The sequence below is a fragment of the Pseudomonas sp. H1_A03 genome, from assembly GCF_054685145.1.
Genome location: NZ_CP162829.1, coordinates 3,212,784 through 3,229,701, shown reverse-complemented (window position 1 = coordinate 3,229,701; position 16,918 = coordinate 3,212,784). Strand labels below are relative to the sequence as shown.

The window sequence follows — 16,918 nt, the reverse complement described above, 5'->3', positions numbered from 1 at the left end:
ACTTGCTTGGTTGAATATATAGCACACACAAAGCAGCGATATCGCCTACGGGTGTTTCACGCCTACCAGGCTCATCAACCCCGCCAGCGGGAAATCCCCCTCCAGTTCCGCCAGGCTGGCGGTGTGCATCGGCTGCGGCTGACGCGGGTGACCATGCTGCAGAAAGCTGATCAGGCTGCCCACCAACGGCTGGTGGCTGACCAGCAGCACGTTGTCATCGGTGTCGAGCTTTTCCAGCACCTGCCCAGGATTGCCCTCCGGCGTGAGCCACGGCACCGTGCGAATATCCGGCTCGAACCCCAAGGCCTCACGCACCAGGTGCGCGGTCTGCTGTGCCCGCACATAAGGGCTGGCGATGATGGCACTGAGGGGTTGGCCGATCAGGTGCGCGGCACTGCGCAACACTTCAGCGCGCCCGTGTTCGGTGAGGTTGCGCTGGGCGTCGGAGGGGGCATGGGCTTCTGCTTCGCCGTGACGCAAAATCCACAACTTCACAGCTTTGGCTCCTCATCACGCACCGGGTGCGGCGCTGGCGGCACGCTGTGGGCGGCTTCGCCCTCGGGTGCGCGCGGGGTCGGCCAGTCGGCGAACGGCCATGGTTTCTGTTCGGAGTGGAAGCTGCCGAAACGGCCGATCTGCGCCAGGAACTGGCTGAGGCTGTCGCCGAAGTTCATCAGGCCCAGGTTCGGTGCGCCATAGATCAAGCGGTAGATCAACTGCACCACCACCAGCGCGCCGAGCAGGAACTGCGCCACTTGCCACACCAGGGCAAACACCAGCATCCACAGGATGCGCAGGCCAATGGATTCGTACGTGGGCGCTGCTTTTGGATCGTTCATGACGCGTTCCTCAGTTGAAACCACTGGTGGAAATAAAGTCGACATCGGTTTTCGGTTCGGCGCGCATCAGCAGCTCGATGACCTGGTCCAAGGTGCGCCCTTCAAACAGGATCGCGTGCAGCCCGGCGACCAGCGGCATATACACGCCGGCCTCCTGGGCCTTGGCCTTGAGCACCTTGAGGGTGTTGACGCCTTCGGCCACTTCACCCAGGCGCGTGACCGCGTCTTCCAGGCTCAAGCCCTGGCCGAGGGCGAAACCCACCTGGTAGTTGCGGCTTTTCGGCGAGGAGCAGGTGACGATCAAGTCGCCCACACCCGCCAGCCCCAGGAAGGTCATCGGGTTGGCGCCCTGGTTCACGGCAAAACGGGTCATCTCGGCCAAGGCGCGGGTGATCAGCATGCTCTTGGTGTTTTCGCCCATGCCCAGCGCCACGGCCATGCCGGCGATGATCGCATAGACGTTTTTCAGCGCACCGCCCAGTTCGACGCCAAAGCGGTCGTTGCTGGCATAGACGCGGAAGGTCCGGCCATGCAGCACGGCCTGGACGCGCTCGCAGAGTGCTTCGTCTTCACTGGCGACCACGGTGGCGGTCAGCGCGTGCTCGGCCACTTCCCGCGCCAGATTCGGCCCGGACAGCACGCCAATGCGCGCCTGAGGAGCGATTTCTTCAAGGATTTCGCTCATCAGCTTGAAGGTCTGCGCCTCGATGCCTTTAGTCAGGCTGACCAGCAGCTTGCCCGCTAGGCGTTCGGCGTGGGGCGCCAACACCGAACGCAGTGCGCTGGACGGCAACGCGACAAAGCACAGGTCGCAGGCTGTGAGGGTTTCCAGCAGGTCGGTGACAGGCTCGACCGCCGGATGAATCTTGATGCCTTTGAGGTAACGCGGATTTTCCCGGTTAACCCGAATGGCCTCGGCCTGTTCGGGATCGCGCATCCACTGGCGCACAGCGTGACCGTTTTCGGCCAGCAAATTTGCCACGGCGGTACCAAAACTTCCGCCTCCCAGGACCGCGATAGGGCGCTGTTCAGTCATATGCAATCCGTTAATCCATACCAGTGGCGATGGCGCATTATACGGGCCGACCCGCTTGCGGCCAGCCCCCGTATCAATTCGTGCGTTTGTCGGAAAATGGCAGGTTTGCATGAAGTAATTACAAGTCCGACGACTGGCAAAAGGCCCCACCTCAGTTAACATGGGCGGCTATCCGCAATTATCAAGGCCGTGCCGTGTATTTGGGCCCTCCTCCTCGTCTACCTCTGTGGCTGATGCTGCTGTGCAGCGCGCCGGTCATGGCCGATGACCTGTTCCTCGACAGCCAGCCCCTGCCCCAAGTGCTGACCGCCACGCGTCTCAAGCAATCGGCCGCCGCCGTGCCTGGCAGCATGACCGTGATCGACAGCGAGCTGATCAAGGCCAGTGGCGCGCGGGATATCAGTGAACTGCTGCGGCTGGTACCAGGGATGATGGTCGGCTACACCACCGGCAACCAGGCGGCGGTGAACTACCATGGCACCAGTGCCAGCGATGCGCGGCGCATGCAGGTGCTGATAGACGGCCGCTCGGTGTATCGCGCGGGCTTGGCCACCGTGGATTGGAGCGACATTCCGGTCGCCATGGAAGATATAGAGCGCATCGAAGTGTTCCGTGGCCCCAACACCGTCAGCTACGGCGCCAATGCCTTGATGGCGGTGGTCAACATCCTCACGCGCTCGCCGGCCAACAGTCATGGCTCGCGGGTCAAGGTGGTGCGTGGCGCACGTGGCATCAACGACTTCTATGCCAGCCAGGGCGCAGGCTGGGAAACCGGCGACTTGCGCCTGTCCCTCTCCGGGCAGCAGGACGACGGCTTCGACAGCGACGCTGCCGGTGCCGACCGCCGTGACGGCCGCCGCCTCAACCGCTTCAGCCTGGCAATCAGCCAGACGCTGAACACCCAACAGAGCATCGACGTGCAGTTGGATGCAAAGGAAGGCACCAACCAACGACCTTATACCTACACTCCAGTGTTTGCCGGGATTACCGAAGGCGGTAACAATTCTGACGTCACAGCCAAGGACTACGCGGGTTCCCTGCGTTGGAATTTTGATTTCAATCCTGACCACAGCCTGTATATCCAGGGCTCGGCCCAACAGTGGGATCGCCGGCAAATCTGGAAAGCCTGTGATGCCAAGGTCTCGTTCAGCCCGGAGCTGACCCAGTTATGGCAGCTGAACCCCAATTATGCCGAACAGCTGGCCCGGCACATGGACACTTACAGCCAAGGCAGTGCGCCACCGGGCAGCCCCGCCGAGCAAGCCCTGGCCGACCAGGTGCTGGACCAATGGCGTAACGGCGCCAACCAGAGCGTGTGCGGTGACATCGACCAAAGCACCCGCGAAAGCCGCTACGACCTGGAGATTCAGGACACCCTCAGCCTGTCCGACAGCCTGCGCCTGGTCAGCGGCATGAACTACCGCTACGACCGCGCCGACTCGGACACCTATTTCAACGGCACCCTGGACGACACCACCTGGCGTCTGTTCGGCCAGTTGGAATGGCGCGCCAGCGAGCATTGGCTGCTGCAAGGCGGCGCGATGTACGAAGACACGCACCTGAGCGGCAACTCGCTGACGCCACGGGTGGCCGTCAACTACCTGATCAACCCGCGCCACGGTCTGCGCGCGGTGTATTCCGAAGCGATCCGCTCGCCGGACATGTTCGAGAACAATGTCAACTGGAGCTATCGCGTCACCAACCTCGGCTCCCCGGCCTATGGGCAGACCACCGGGCAATACTTCGTAAAGACCCGGGGCCCGGGCAACCTCGATAAAGAGATGATGAAATCGAGGGAACTAGGGTACAACGGCTTTTTTGCCGACATCGGGCTGAACATGGACGTGAAACTGTTCTACGACGAGATCACCAACATGATCAGCTCGCCGCTGCGCAATAACCAATACATTGCCAGCAACGCCAACAGCTCACGGTTTACCGGCGCTGAATCCCAGTTCGACTGGCGCGTGAGCAACGCCGACCGCCTGCGGCTGACCTATGCTTACGTCGATGCCACCAGCAGTAACCCGCGTGATAAAGCACAAACCGCGCGTAACAGTGGATCCGCCGGCTGGTTGCGTGAATGGGGTCGCGGCTGGTCGAGCGCGCTGTTCTACTATGGCGACGACGCACTCAACGGCTACCGCTTCGAACGGGCCGACCTGCGGGTGGCCAAGCGCATTGCCCTGGGCAAAGCCAACGTGGAGCTGGCCGGCATGTTGCAACAACGCCTCGATAACCAGCCCACCACCTGGGCCGACAACAATTACGACAGTCGCCACGTGCTCTACTTCAGCGCGGAGTTAGAGTTCTGAGATGGGCGACTCGTCACGGATGACCCGTTCTTTTATCAATACGCTCTGGCGACGCGCTGCGCTGCTCGGTTGCCTGCTGTTTGCCGCTCCTGCCTGGAGCGCCGAGATCCTGCTGACCGCCGCCGAAGACGGCGCGGGCGTGCAGGCCTTTGCCCAGGCGCTGGCCCAACAACGCCCCGAAGACCAAGTCACTTTCACCGCCCTCAAGGATCTACCGGCTCCCAGCCACCTGCCGGCCAACACACGCCTGATCCTGCTCGACCTGCCCGGCCTCGACTGGCGCCTGCAAGACACCCAGGGCCCGCCGACGCTGGTGCTGCGCATCAGTCGGCTGCAGGCCCACCAGCGCCTGGGCACAACGCAGCACCCACGCATCAGCCTGTTGTGGAGCGACCCGCCGCTGGAGCGCCAATTGCGCCTGATCACCGGCATCCTTCCCCAAGCACGGCGCATCGGCGTGCTCTATGGCGCCGAAAGTGAATTTCTCCTGCCCGAACTGCGCCAGCACGCCACGCCCCTGGGCCTGGAAATCGTGCCGCAGCTCTGGGACAACATTAATGACAGTCGACCGTTGCAAACCCTGTTCAGAAACAGTGACGTGTTGCTTGGCCTCGACGACCCGCAGCTGTACAACCCGAAAACCGCGAAGAACCTGTTGCTGAGCAGCTATGCCCAGCAACTGCCGTTGGTGGGCCCGAATGCGGGCTTTGTGCGGGCCGGCAGCCTGGCCAGCACCTACAGCGACCAGGACGACTGGCTGCGCGTGCTCGACCGCCTGCTCGACCATCCGCCAGCCAATTGGCCGAGTTCGCTGTATCCGGAACACTTCAAAGTCGTGGGCAACCCGCAAGTCGCGCGCTCACTGGGGATCGAACAGGTGGACGAAGCCAGCGTTGCCACGCGATTGGCCGAAGGAGAAAAACGCCCATGACCTTGCGTCGCCGTTGGGATATCAACACCCGTACCCAGCTCATCACCCTGGGCCCGGCACTGTTGCTGACGTTGCTGTTGATCAGCTTCTTTACCTTCGTGCGTATCCAGGACCTGCGCCAGGAACTGGACCACACCGGCCAATTGATCGCTAACCAACTGGCGCCCGCCACCGAATACGGGGTGATTTCCGGCAACAATGATGTGCTTGATAGCCTGTTGCGCGCCACGCTGGCCACGCCCCATGTGCGCTTCCTGGAGATCCAGGACAGCAGCGAGAACATTCTGGTGTACGTCGAGCAACCTTCAGAGAAACACGACCGTTCGCTGTCGGTAAAAGTGTTCCAGGCGCCGATTCGCCTGCAACACATCCAGTTGGGCAATGACTTTTTCCAGGACAACCTCAACGAACCCAAGGCACCGCGTGCGGACTACCTGGGCCGGGTGATCGTCGGCATGTCCAACGACGCGTTCAGTCAGCGCCAGCAGGAGATCCTGTTCAAGGCCGGCATCCTGGCGCTGTTCGCCCTGTTGTTCACCTTCCTGCTCGCACGGCGCCTGGCCGCCAGCCTGTCACAGCCAATCAGCGCCATGGGCAATGCGGTGAAGGCCATCCAGCAAGGTGACTACAAGACGCCGCTGCCGATCGTGGATGACTCAGAGCTCGGCGACCTGTCGCGGCATATCAATAACCTCGCCGAAGGGCTCAACCAGGCCAGTCGCGAACAACAGCAGGCCATGGCCCAGTTGATCCAGACCCGCGAAGAAGCCGAGCGCGCCAACAATGCCAAGTCGGATTTCCTGGCGATGATGAGTCATGAGCTGCGCACGCCCATGAACGGTGTGCTGGGCATGTTGCAGTTACTGGAAACCACCGAGATGACCGAGGAGCAGACCGAGTACGCGGCGCTGGCTTCCGAGTCCACCGAGCATTTGCTCAAGGTCATCAATGACATCCTCGACTTCTCGCGGATCGAACGCGCCGCGCTGGAGTTGGAGCACATTCCGTTCAACCTCGCGGAGCTGATCAACAGCTGCGCCCAGGCCTTCCAGCACAGCGCGCAGCAGCGTGGGTTGGCGCTGCAGCTGTCGATCCCGCAAGGGATGGACGCCTTGCGGGTGCAGGGCGACCCGACGCGGATCCGCCAAATTCTGGTGAACCTGATCGGCAACGCACTGAAGTTCACCGAGCACGGCGCGGTCAGCGTTGAACCCCAGTGGCAGGCCCTCGACCATGAACTGGTGTGGTTCACCTGTACCGTGCGTGACAGTGGCATCGGGATTTCCACCGAGCGCCTGGAATTGATGTTCGATGCATTCCAGCAAGCCGACAGTTCCATTTCAAGACGTTACGGCGGCACCGGCCTGGGACTGCCCATCGCCCGTACCCTGGCTGAACGCATGGGCGGCACCCTACGCGCACAGAGCGAAGAAGGCCGTGGCTCGGTGTTCACCCTGGAAATTCCCCTGGCCATTGATCAGCAGAGCTTGCCGGCCATCGCTACCGACGCCGACGGCAAAGGCAGCGCCGGCGATGGCCGCCATGTGCTGCTGGTGGAAGACAACCCAGTCAACCGCACCGTGGTCGAAGCCATGCTGCGCAGCCTGGGCTTCGCAGTGAGCATTGCCACCGACGGCGCCGAGGCGATCCGTAGCGCCGAAAGCCTGATTTTCACGGCGATCCTGATGGATTGCCGACTGCCGCTGATCGATGGCTACGAAGCCACCCGACAGATTCGCCAATTGCCGGGGTGCGCTGACCTGCCGATCATCGCCCTGACTGCCAACGCCTTGCAGGGTGACCGTGAAGCCTGTCTTGCAGCCGGAATGAACGATTACCTGGCCAAGCCGTTCAAACGCACGGATTTGCAGCAAATCCTGCAACGTTGGGTGCAATAGCGCCGCGCCATCAGCCAACTGCGACTGGCGTGAAAGGCGAAAGTGCGGCAGTCTTAGGCACCCGAACGGACCCATAAACAGGCCCGGTTTAAAATTTCAGTGAACAAGTGTACATTGAGTGCCTTGCCGCTGTGACTTTCACTACAACGCAATAGTCTATGTGTAGGCTGCCGACATGAGGCATGAACGCTTCATTCGGTTCGGGAAGATTTGCCCTACCCTGCCGCATGGGATTATTGAGGAGCTCGCATGACCAAACAAAACGCCTTTACTCGGGAAGACCTGCTGCGCTGCAGTCGCGGTGAGCTGTTCGGCCCAGGTAACGCGCAACTGCCCGCCCCGGAACATGCTGATGGTGGATCGCATCACCCATATCAGCGAAGAAGGTGGCAAGTACGGCAAAGGTGAATTGGTCGCCGAGCTGGATATCACCCCGGACCTGTGGTTCTTCGCCTGCCATTTCGAAGGTGACCCGGTGATGCCAGGCTGCCTGGGCCTTGACGCTATGTGGCAACTGGTTGGCTTCTACCTGGGCTGGCAAGGCCTGCCGGGTCGCGGTCGCGCCCTGGGTTCGGGCGAAGTGAAATTCTTTGGCCAGGTCTTGCCGACCGCCAAGAAAGTCACCTACAACATTCAAATCAAGCGCGTCCTCAAGGGCAAGCTGAACCTGGCTATCGCTGACGGTTCGGTGACTGTCGACGGTCGCGAGATCTATACTGCCGAAGGTCTTCGAGTCGGCGTATTCACTTCCACTGACAACTTTTAAGGGTTATCCGCATGCGCCGCGTCGTTATCACTGGTCTGGGCATCGTTTCTTGCCTGGGCAATGACAAAGAGACCGTCACCGCTAACCTGCGTGCAAGTCGCCCTGGCATCCGCTTCAACCCGGAATATGCCGAAATGGGTCTGCGTAGCCAGGTTTCCGGCTCCATCGACCTGCCCCTCGAAGAACTGATCGATCGCAAGATCTATCGCTTCGTCGGCCACGCTGCCGCCTACGCCTACCTGGCGATGAAAGACGCGATCGCCGACTCCGGCCTGAGCGAAGACCAGGTATCCAACGTACGCACCGGCCTGATCGCCGGCTCCGGCGGCGCATCGACCCTCAACCAGATGGAAGCGCTGGACATCCTGCGCGAAAAAGGCGTGAAGCGCGTTGGCCCGTACCGTGTTACGCGGACCATGGGCAGCACCGTTTCGGCCTGCCTGGCCACGCCGTTTGCTATCAAGGGCGTGAACTACTCGATCTCCTCCGCCTGCGCCACCAGTGCTCACTGCATCGGGACTGCCGTTGAGCAGATCCAGCTGGGCAAGCAGGACATCGTGTTCGCCGGCGGCGGTGAAGAAGAGCATTGGAGCCAATCGTTCCTGTTCGACGCCATGGGCGCACTCTCCACCCAGTACAACGAAACCCCGGAAAAGGCCTCCCGCGCCTACGACGCCAAGCGTGACGGTTTCGTCATTGCCGGCGGCGGCGGCATGGTAGTGGTCGAAGAGCTGGAACACGCTCTGGCCCGTGGTGCCAAGATCTACGCGGAAATCGTTGGCTACGGCGCGACGTCCGACGGCTACGACATGGTTGCGCCAAGCGGTGAAGGCGCCATCCGTTGCATGCAGATGGCGATGTCTACCGTTGACACCCCAATCGACTACCTGAACACCCACGGCACGTCGACTCCGGTCGGCGACGCCAAGGAAATGGAAGGCGTGCGTGCGGTTTTCGGCGACAAGGCCCCGGCCATCAGCTCTACCAAGAGCCTGTCCGGTCACTCCCTGGGCGCCGCTGGCGTTCACGAAGCGATCTACTGCCTGCTGATGATGGAAGGCAACTTCATGGCCGGCTCGGCCAACATCGACGAGATTGACCCGGTTGTGGCTGATATGCCGATCCTGACCAAGACCGTTGAAAACGCCAAGATCGATACCGTGATGAGCAACAGCTTTGGCTTTGGTGGCACTAACGCTACCTTGGTGCTGAAACGCTGGCAGGGTAAGTAAGGCCTGTAGCTTGATCGAATAAAAAGCCCCGACTGGTTCGGGGCTTTTTATTGGGTGAAATCAATACCTCGACGGCTTAGGCAGGATGGCCAGGAAGTTATCCCGCGCCACTTTGTGGGCCACCTGCGCAGGCAGCGCATCGAGGAACGGATCAAAGCGGCGCATTTCCTTACCCAGCTTGTTGAAGCGCCCTACCACGTCAGAACCCAGCATGAAGCGCTCCGGGAAGCGCTCCACCAGCTTTACCCACTCTGGGCGGGGCTTGCCCGCCTCATCGAGCAAGTAAGGCGTGAGCATGCTCCAGGACAGGTCGATATACAGGTTGGGGTAAGCCTCAAGCAGGCGACTCAACGTGGGCAGTAAGAAGTCCATCTGCACCTGATGCCGGTGGATTTCCTTGCTGGTGCCGGCATGGGCCCAGATAAAGCGGGTGTGTGGATGGTTGCGCAGCGACTCCTCGACCTCGGCGAGATACAGCGGGTTACGCTCGCGCTTGGAGGTGATATTGGAGTGCAGCATCACCGGCAGGTCGTTTTCAGCGGCCAAGTGGTAGATGCGGGTCATGGCTTCGTTATTGGCGCGTGGGGTGTCGCCTGATGTCAGGGCGGTGAGGTCGTCGTGACGGGTGAACACCTCACCGATACCCTGCCACAGCCCCGGGTTCAGGTCGAGCATGCGCTGGATATGGGCCGCGGAGTTTTTGTCGTTAGGGTTAAAGCCCGACAGGAATGGATGAAAGTACTGGCGCTGCTCAGGGGCCAGTTTATTGACCGCAGCGGCGACGATCACGTCAGTGGCACTGTACCAATAGGCATCGGCGTCATCACCGGCGTAATAGCGTGGGCGTTTGGGCTCGTCTTCGTGCCATTTCTTCGCGACCGGTATGCCGGAAATCATCACATGCTCAATGCGGTTGTCGGCCATCGCCTTGAGCAGCTTGTCCATACCCGCCGTTTCCTGGAAAAAATCCACGTAATGCAGGTGCGCGTCGCTGTAGGCATAGTCACGGGCCTGCGCAGCAAGGCTACTGGCGGCGAGCAACAGGGCAAGACTCAAGCGGGTCCAAGGCACGGTGAAACCTCAATAGCAGCGAATACAGGTAGACCTTGCGCGCCATGCCGGGGTTCATCCAGCAAAAAACGCGGAACACCGAAGTACCAGCATGCTCTATAACTGCATGACCTTCATCCTGCCATCCTGTGAGGTTTGCCATGCCTGTTACCGTAAATACCCTGAACCAGGACAACTTTCGCCATAGCGTCAATATCAACAACCATGAGTTGTTTACTGACCTGCCCAAAAGCCTGGGCGGCGACGATTCGGCGCCCTCCCCCATGACTATTTCGACGCGGCACTGGCGTCGTGCAAAGCCTTGACGGTTAAGCTTTATGCCCAGAAAAAGGACATCCCGCTGACCGGCGTGACCGTGGAAGTTACCCACGACGCCACCGAGGAGCAAAAGGGCAAATACAAGCTCAACGTCAAGCTGACGCTAAAGGGCGTACTCACCGACGAACAACGCGACGAGCTGCACCGCGTGGCGGATCGCTGCCCGGTGCACAAGCTAATGACCACCGCCGAGGTCAGCATCGAGACGCAACTGGCGGAAGGCGCCTTCAGCCAATAGCGGCAACATCCTACCGAGCGGGTTATGCTCAGAAGCATCCAACCCGCTCAGACTGGGATGCACCATGACCACCCTCACCGTGATCCGCCCTCGCCCCGAAGACGTCGAAGGCCAACCGATCCTGCGCCCTTTGCCGTCGCGAGAATGCCGCAGCGTCGGGCCTTTTGTGTTCTTCGACCATATGCTGCTCACCCGCTACGCGCCGGGCGATGGTATGAACATCCGCCAGCACCCGCATATCGGGCTGTCGACCCTCACTTATCTGTTCGACGGTGCGCTGCAGCACAAGGACAGCCTGGGCTCGGACCAAGTGGTACAGGCCGGCGATGTCAGCTGGATGACTGCCGGCAGTGCAATCGCCCACGTCGAGCGCACGCCAGAGGGGCTCAAGGCCAGTGGTTTCAGCCTGCATGGGCTGCAAGTGTGGCTGGCATCACCGAAAGACCACGAAACGGGGCCGGGGCATTACAGCCATCACCCGGCAGCGAGCTTGCCGGTAAGTGACAACCTCGGCGTGCAGATCCGCCTGATTGCGGGTGATGGGTTCTGCCTCAAATCGCCGGTGCCGGTGCTATCGCCCACGTTGTATGCCGAGGTGCGCATGCAAACGGCCACGACGCTGCTGATTCCTGATGAGCATGAGGAACGCGCGGTGTATGTGCTGGAGGGTGAGGTGCAGTTGGAGGGTGAGCCGTTGGAGGTGCATAGCCTGGTGGTGTTGCCGGTCGAACGGGAGATGACGTTGTCTGCCGATACCGATTGTCACCTGGTCCTGATTGGCGGCGCAGCGCTGGATGGGCCACGGCGGATCAATTGGAATTTTGTGGCGAGTGATCCCTTAAGAATCGAGCAGGCGCGGCAGCGCTGGGCGGCTGGGGATTGGCCGACGGTGCCGGGTGAGTCTGAAAGAATTGAGTTGCCTGTGAGGTAGCTATCGCAGGCAAGCCAGCTCCCACTTTTGACTGTGTTCACAAATCAAACTGTGGGAGCTGGCTTGTCGGGTCGCCGCACCGCTGCGATGAGCATAAGTATCTACACATCTTCAAAGTGAAATTGCGTAGCAGCTGTCGAGCCCCGGCGAGGCTGCGTTTGCGGGCTGTCTGACACACCGCTGACGCAGCCTCGCCGGGGCTCGACAGCTGCTACGCAGAGGGCTCCCTCAAGATGTGTAGATACCTATGCTGCGATGAGGCCCGAACAAGCGCTAGAGATTTAGCCCTTGAACACTTCATCCAACAGGTTATGCATCGACTGAAAGGCCCGCGCAGCGGTCTTCGCGTCGTACATCATCTTGCCAGGCATATTCGCATGCGGATCGGTGAAGGAATGCACCGCACCGCCGTAGCTCAGCAACTGCCAATCCACACCCGCCGCGTTCATTTCATCTTCAAACGCCGGCAGTTGCTCTTTCGGTACCAACGGGTCGGAAGCACCGTGCAGCACCAGCACTGAACCCTTGATGTTCTTCGCATCCGCCGGATTCGGCGTGTCGAGGGTGCCGTGGAACGATACCGCAGCCTTCAACGGCGCACCGGTACGCGCCAGCTCCAAGGAGCAGCAACCGCCAAAGCAGAACCCAAAGGTCGCCAACCTGGCGGTATCAACCGCCGCTTCGGTCTGGCCTTGCAACTGCTCGAAGGCCGCCTGCATGCGCTTGGTCAGCAACACGCGGTCATTCTTCAGCGGCATCATCGCTGCGCCGGCTTCATCGCCATTTGACGGGCGCACGGTTTGCCCGTACAGGTCGGCGATGAGCACCACGTAGCCCTTGCTGGCCACGCTTTTGGCGATCTCTTCGGCACCTGCACTCACACCCATCCAGTTCGGCGCCATCAGCAGGCCCGGCAACGGGCCTTTGTGGCTGGCATCGAATGCCAGGCGGCTCTCATAAGACTGGCCATCAATCTGATAGACCACGGAACGCACAGTGACTTGGCTCATCATTTTCTCCAGTTGAGGTGCAGTAGAACGAAAAAACCCGCCGAGGCGGGTTTTCTCTACAACGGTGTCAAACCGACAGTTCAACCAACAGCTTGTTCAGGCGGCGCACATAAGCGGCCGGATCTTTCAGGCTGTCGCCAGCGGCCAGGGCCGCTTGGTCGAAGAGGATGTGCGACAGGTCGCCAAAGCGCTCTTCATTCTGCTCTGCATCGAGCTTCCCGATCAGCGGGTGAGCCGGGTTGAATTCGAAGATCGGCTTGGAATCCGGAACCTTCTGGCCGCTCGCTTCGAGGATCTGGCGCATCTGCATGCCCAGGTCCGCCTCGCCGATGGCCAGGATCGCCGGGGAATCGGTCAGACGGTGGGAAACCCGCACTTCGCTGACAGCCTCGCCCAGGGACGCCTTGATCCGCTCAACCAAGCCTTCTTTAGCCTTGGCGACTTCTTCGGCTTCTTTCTTCTCTTCTTCGGAGTCCAGGTTACCCAGGTCCAGATCACCACGGGCCACATCGACGAAGGTCTTGCCGTCGAACTCGCTGAGGTAGCTCATCAGCCACTCATCGATACGGTCGGTCAGCAGCAGCACTTCGATGCCTTTCTTGCGGAAGACTTCCAGGTGCGGGCTGTTCTTGACCTGGGCGTAGGTTTCGCCGGTCAGGTAGTAGATCTTGTCCTGACCTTCCTTGGCCCGTGCCAGGTACTCGGCCAGCGACACAACTTGCTCGCCACCCTCTTCATGAGTCGAGGCAAAACGCAGCAGGCCGGCAATTTTTTCCTTGTTGGCGAAATCTTCAGCAGGGCCTTCTTTCATGACCTGGCCGAAGTTTTTCCAGAAGCCTTTGTATTGCTCAGGCTCGTTCTTCGCCAGTTTTTCCAGCATGTCGAGCACGCGTTTGGTCAGCGCCGACTTCATGGAGTCGATGATTGGGTCTTTTTGCAGGATTTCCCGCGACACGTTCAGCGACAGGTCATTGGAGTCGACCACGCCTTTGATAAAGCGCAGGTACAGCGGCAGGAAGGATTCCGCCTGGTCCATCACGAACACGCGCTGCACGTAGAGCTTGAGGCCCTTCGGCGCTTCGCGCTGGTACAGGTCGAACGGAGCACGGGCCGGCACGTAGAGCAGCGAGCTGTATTCCAGCTTGCCTTCGACCTTGTTGTGGCTCCAGCTCAGCGGGTTTTCGTAGTCGTGACCGATGTGCTTGTAGAACTCCTGGTATTCCTCGTCCTTGATCTCGGTGCGAGGACGGGTCCACAGCGCGCTGGCGCGGTTGACCACTTCCCATTCCTGGGCCGGCGCTTCTTCGCCTTCGGCGGCCGCTTGTTCTTTCGGCAGCTCGATCGGCAAAGCGATGTGGTCGGAGTACTTCTTGACGATGTTGCGCAGGCGCCAGCCATCGGCAAACTCGTCTTCACCGTCTTTGAGGTGCAGCACGATACGCGTGCCACGGTCGGCCTTATCGATGGTAGCGATTTCGAACTCGCCCTCACCTTTGGATGACCAGTGCACGCCTTCACTGGCGTCGAGGCCGGCACGACGGCTGAACACTTCAACTTTATCGGCAACGATAAAGGCCGAGTAGAAGCCCACGCCGAACTGGCCGATCAGGTGCGAATCTTTCTTCTGGTCGCCCGACAGATTCTTCATGAAATCAGCGGTACCGGATTTGGCGATGGTACCCAAGTGGGTAATCGCGTCTTCACGGCTCATGCCGATGCCGTTGTCTTCGAGGGTGACGGTCTTGGCGTCCTTGTCGAAGCTCACACGGATTTTCAGTTCGGCGCCACCTTCCAGCAACTCAGGCTTGGACAGGGCTTCGAAACGTAACTTGTCGACAGCGTCAGAGGCGTTCGAGATCAATTCGCGAAGGAAGATTTCCTTGTTGGAATACAGCGAATGGATCATGAGGTGCAGCAGTTGCTTCACCTCGGTCTGGAAGCCCAGGGTTTCCTTTTGAGTTTCCACACTCATGGTCATCAAACTCCAATTGGATGGCAGTGGCCGCGCCCTTGAGGGTTGGCGGCGGGTTGTCATCAAAGTTGGGGGCTAAGACCAGGATTTCAAGGGCGGCTCTGTTCCTCGATTTTGAAATGCGCACGAGCGGTGGCGATAGGCTCGGCCGCAGTGCTTTGCCAGGCGGTGATCGCCACGTTTGCCACTCGTCGGCCTTGGCGCCACACCTGGCATTTGGCGTAGGTGTCGCGAAATTGCCCGGCGCGCAGGTAATCCAAGGAAAAATCGATGATTTTCGGGATGCCTGGCGCACCGGTAAACACCAGCAGGTGCAGCGCCGCCGACAGCTCCATAAAGCCCGCGATCACTCCGCCGTGCAGCGCCGGCAATATTGGGTTACCAATATTGTCCTTGTTGGCCGGTAGCCGAAACAGCAATTCATCTCCAAGGCGGGTGCATTCGATGCCGATCAGTTTGGCGTAAGGGATCAGGTTGAGCAGCGCCTCGTAATCGCCGCGCGCATGGGCCTGCTCGAGGCGGGTCTTGAAACGGTGGGTCATGCCTGTTCTCCCTTGATCGTACTGCCCAGCCCTTGCGTGCCTTTGAGGCGCTTGCCCATGCGCATGAACGTACCCACCACATGGGCGATGGGTTGTTGCGGGTCATCCTGATAGGCGAAGCCACGGGTGAAGATCACGTCGGTGGTCACTCGATAGCATTGGGCGAAGCCATACACCGGTTGATGTGGCGCGGCGGGATGCATGTAATCGACCCGCAGGTCGAGGGTCGGGCACACCTCGAATTCCGGCAATACACACAGGGTGGCCATGCCGCAGGCCGTGTCCATCAGGGAGGTCAGCGCGCCGCCGTGGATCACGCCGGTAGTGGGGTTTCCTACCAGATGCGCGGCGTAGGGCATGACAAGTGTGACGCCCTGCGCGTCGGCGTGATGAGCGGTAATGCCCAACACCTGACAATGGCGCAAGGCCGATACAAAGCGTGCCGCACGCGCTAGCAGGGGATTTTCAGTCATCGTGTCTGGACTCTTATTTGTATGGATTCGCAGTATCGGTGGCGCGTGTGAAAGTTCCTGGGTGACTGTTTTTATATATCTTCGTAACAAAAGGAACTAATGCTGAACGGCCATGCTCGAAAGGCCAGTAGATATCTTCAATAAGGAGAAACACCCCATGCGCAAGACTTTAGCTATTTCCATGATGTTGGCCGCTGCCCTCGGTCTCGCTGCCTGCGACAAGAAATCCGAAGACAAAGCCCAAGACGCCGCAGCACATTCCGAGCAAGCTCAGAAAGATATGGCGAAGGCTCAGGATAAAGTGAACGACGCTGCGAAAGAAAACGCCGATGCTGCCAAAGCTCAGGCTGAATCGAACGCCGCCGCCGCAAAAGAAGCAGCACCTGCTACCCCTGCCACCGGTTCTTGAGACCGCGGCTTGAAATAGCGTTGCTGCAAGAAGAAAGCCCGCTTAGATAGCGGGCTTTCTTTTGTCTGTCATTTAGAGTTGAAGGCTTAACTAAGCCGCCTCTTTAGCCACTTCCGGCAACGGCGTATCGGTCTGCGTATACACCATCACTTGCAGTACGTCGGAATGAAACTCCCGGCGATACAGTACCAGCACCACCCCACTGCTCATCAACATGAACAACCAGGGGCTGACAAACCACGCGAGCATGGTCATGCCGAAGTAATAAGCGCGCAGGCCAAAGTTGAACTGGTTGGCGGCCATGGAGATCACCCGTGCCGCGCGCAGGGCAAATGCGTTGCGCTCCTGCTCCGACACGTGCCGCTCGCCGATCATCGGTGCCGAGCCCACCAGCACCGCTGCGAAATTGTACTGGCGCATGCACCAGCTGAACGTGAAAAACGCATAGACGAATACCAGCGCCAGGCACAGCAGCTTGATCTCTGACATGCCTTGGGAGGCCTGCTGCACCATGGGGATGTCTGCCAACAGCGACACCGCGCGCTCCGAGGCGCCGAGCACGGTGAGAATGCCGGCCAGGATAATCAAGGTGCTGGAAGCGAAGAACGAGGCGTTGCGTTCCAGGTTGCCGATCACACTGGCGTCGGCGATGCGGTTGTCGCGCAATAGCATGCGGCGCATCCAGTCTTCGCGATACAGATGCAGCACGCTGGCGAGGCACGCGGTGTCCCGGGCTTTCCAGGTGGCGTAGCGGGTGTAACCGCCCCAGCAGAGGACGAACCAGAGGGCAGCGAGCAGGTGGATCTGATTGGTTTCGACGAACGACATGTGGGTCCTGTTACACGGTGTGTGTGGATGTTAACGCAGTCTAAAGAGTTCCAACTTTAGAAGGTTGTTGTGTCATAAGCATAAAAAATGCCCCGTATCGATTGATACG

The 16,918-nt window shown here is 60.0% G+C and carries 15 protein-coding genes and 2 pseudogenes; 8 read left to right on the top strand and 9 right to left on the bottom strand.

The genetic code is table 11. From position 1 onward, the window contains the following. Positions 1–45: 45 nt before the first annotated feature. Genes sixA through AB4O35_RS14915 form a run of 3 tightly spaced genes read right to left on the bottom strand, consistent with a single transcriptional unit; the run spans position 46 to position 1,875 of the window. The gene (gene sixA, locus AB4O35_RS14925; protein WP_065872652.1) at positions 46–495 is read right to left on the bottom strand and encodes a phosphohistidine phosphatase SixA; all 450 of its coding nucleotides are present in this window, start codon (positions 493–495) and stop codon (positions 46–48) included. Continuing rightward, positions 492–839, bottom strand: a complete 348-nt coding sequence (locus AB4O35_RS14920; RefSeq protein WP_065872653.1) for a DUF4389 domain-containing protein — start codon at positions 837–839, stop codon at positions 492–494. The genes sixA and AB4O35_RS14920 overlap by 4 nt, the downstream gene beginning before the upstream one ends. Positions 840–849: 10 nt before the next feature. Then, complete coding sequence (locus AB4O35_RS14915; protein WP_065872654.1) at positions 850–1,875, bottom strand: NAD(P)H-dependent glycerol-3-phosphate dehydrogenase; 1,026 nt, start codon at positions 1,873–1,875, stop codon at positions 850–852. 194 nt (positions 1,876–2,069) lie between these two features. Between AB4O35_RS14915 and AB4O35_RS14910 the strand changes: the two genes are divergently transcribed. The 5 genes and pseudogenes from AB4O35_RS14910 to fabB all read left to right on the top strand — a co-directional run bounded on the left by AB4O35_RS14910 (position 2,070) and on the right by fabB (position 9,017). After that, on the top strand, positions 2,070–4,190 hold the full coding sequence (locus AB4O35_RS14910; RefSeq protein ID WP_371914455.1) for a TonB-dependent receptor plug domain-containing protein: 2,121 nt from the start codon (positions 2,070–2,072) through the stop codon (positions 4,188–4,190). Position 4,191: 1 nt separating this feature from the next. Next, positions 4,192–5,121 carry an ABC transporter substrate-binding protein gene (locus AB4O35_RS14905; RefSeq protein WP_065872656.1) on the top strand — a complete coding sequence of 310 codons (930 nt, stop codon included), beginning with the start codon at positions 4,192–4,194 and terminating at the stop codon, positions 5,119–5,121. Next, complete coding sequence (locus AB4O35_RS14900) at positions 5,118–7,019, top strand: ATP-binding protein (protein ID WP_065872657.1); 1,902 nt, start codon at positions 5,118–5,120, stop codon at positions 7,017–7,019. The genes AB4O35_RS14905 and AB4O35_RS14900 overlap by 4 nt, the downstream gene beginning before the upstream one ends. Positions 7,020–7,268: 249 nt before the next feature. Further along, a pseudogene (gene fabA, locus AB4O35_RS14895) lies at positions 7,269–7,785 on the top strand (3-hydroxyacyl-[acyl-carrier-protein] dehydratase FabA). An 11-nt stretch (positions 7,786–7,796) separates the two neighbouring features. Next, positions 7,797–9,017 (top strand): beta-ketoacyl-ACP synthase I, encoded by a 1,221-nt coding sequence (gene fabB / locus AB4O35_RS14890; RefSeq protein ID WP_012723103.1) that lies wholly within the window; start codon positions 7,797–7,799, stop codon positions 9,015–9,017. Positions 9,018–9,077: 60 nt separating this feature from the next. Here the strand turns inward: fabB and AB4O35_RS14885 are convergent, their stop codons facing one another. Next, positions 9,078–10,088: an amidohydrolase family protein gene (locus tag AB4O35_RS14885; RefSeq protein ID WP_065945641.1), complete on the bottom strand. Its 1,011-nt coding sequence runs from the start codon at positions 10,086–10,088 to the stop codon at positions 9,078–9,080. Between the two features lie 140 nt (positions 10,089–10,228). Between AB4O35_RS14885 and AB4O35_RS14880 the strand changes: the two are divergent. After that, a pseudogene (locus AB4O35_RS14880) lies at positions 10,229–10,644 on the top strand (OsmC family protein). 64 nt (positions 10,645–10,708) lie between these two features. After that, positions 10,709–11,575 carry a pirin family protein gene (locus AB4O35_RS14875; RefSeq protein WP_065882470.1) on the top strand — a complete coding sequence of 289 codons (867 nt, stop codon included), beginning with the start codon at positions 10,709–10,711 and terminating at the stop codon, positions 11,573–11,575. Between the two features lie 281 nt (positions 11,576–11,856). On the opposite strand, the gene AB4O35_RS14870 is transcribed toward AB4O35_RS14875, so the two are convergent. The 4 genes from AB4O35_RS14870 to AB4O35_RS14855 form a co-directional block, all read right to left on the bottom strand. Further along, entirely contained in the window at positions 11,857–12,585 is a 729-nt protein-coding gene (locus tag AB4O35_RS14870) for a dienelactone hydrolase family protein (protein ID WP_065882468.1), read from the bottom strand. A gap of 67 nt (positions 12,586–12,652) precedes the next feature. Continuing rightward, positions 12,653–14,557 (bottom strand): molecular chaperone HtpG, encoded by a 1,905-nt coding sequence (gene htpG / locus AB4O35_RS14865; RefSeq protein WP_065872757.1) that lies wholly within the window; start codon positions 14,555–14,557, stop codon positions 12,653–12,655. A gap of 89 nt (positions 14,558–14,646) precedes the next feature. Further along, complete coding sequence (locus AB4O35_RS14860) at positions 14,647–15,099, bottom strand: PaaI family thioesterase (RefSeq protein WP_065882467.1); 453 nt, start codon at positions 15,097–15,099, stop codon at positions 14,647–14,649. Further along, positions 15,096–15,572: a PaaI family thioesterase gene (locus tag AB4O35_RS14855; protein ID WP_065872663.1), complete on the bottom strand. Its 477-nt coding sequence runs from the start codon at positions 15,570–15,572 to the stop codon at positions 15,096–15,098. The genes AB4O35_RS14860 and AB4O35_RS14855 overlap by 4 nt, the downstream gene beginning before the upstream one ends. 157 nt (positions 15,573–15,729) lie before the next feature. On the opposite strand from AB4O35_RS14855, the gene AB4O35_RS14850 reads away from it, so the two are divergent. Then, positions 15,730–15,981: a hypothetical protein gene (locus tag AB4O35_RS14850; RefSeq protein ID WP_012723095.1), complete on the top strand. Its 252-nt coding sequence runs from the start codon at positions 15,730–15,732 to the stop codon at positions 15,979–15,981. 90 nt (positions 15,982–16,071) lie between these two features. Here the strand turns inward: AB4O35_RS14850 and AB4O35_RS14845 are convergent, their stop codons facing one another. Further along, entirely contained in the window at positions 16,072–16,809 is a 738-nt protein-coding gene (locus AB4O35_RS14845) for a DUF599 domain-containing protein (protein ID WP_065872664.1), read from the bottom strand. Positions 16,810–16,918: the final 109 nt, after the last annotated feature.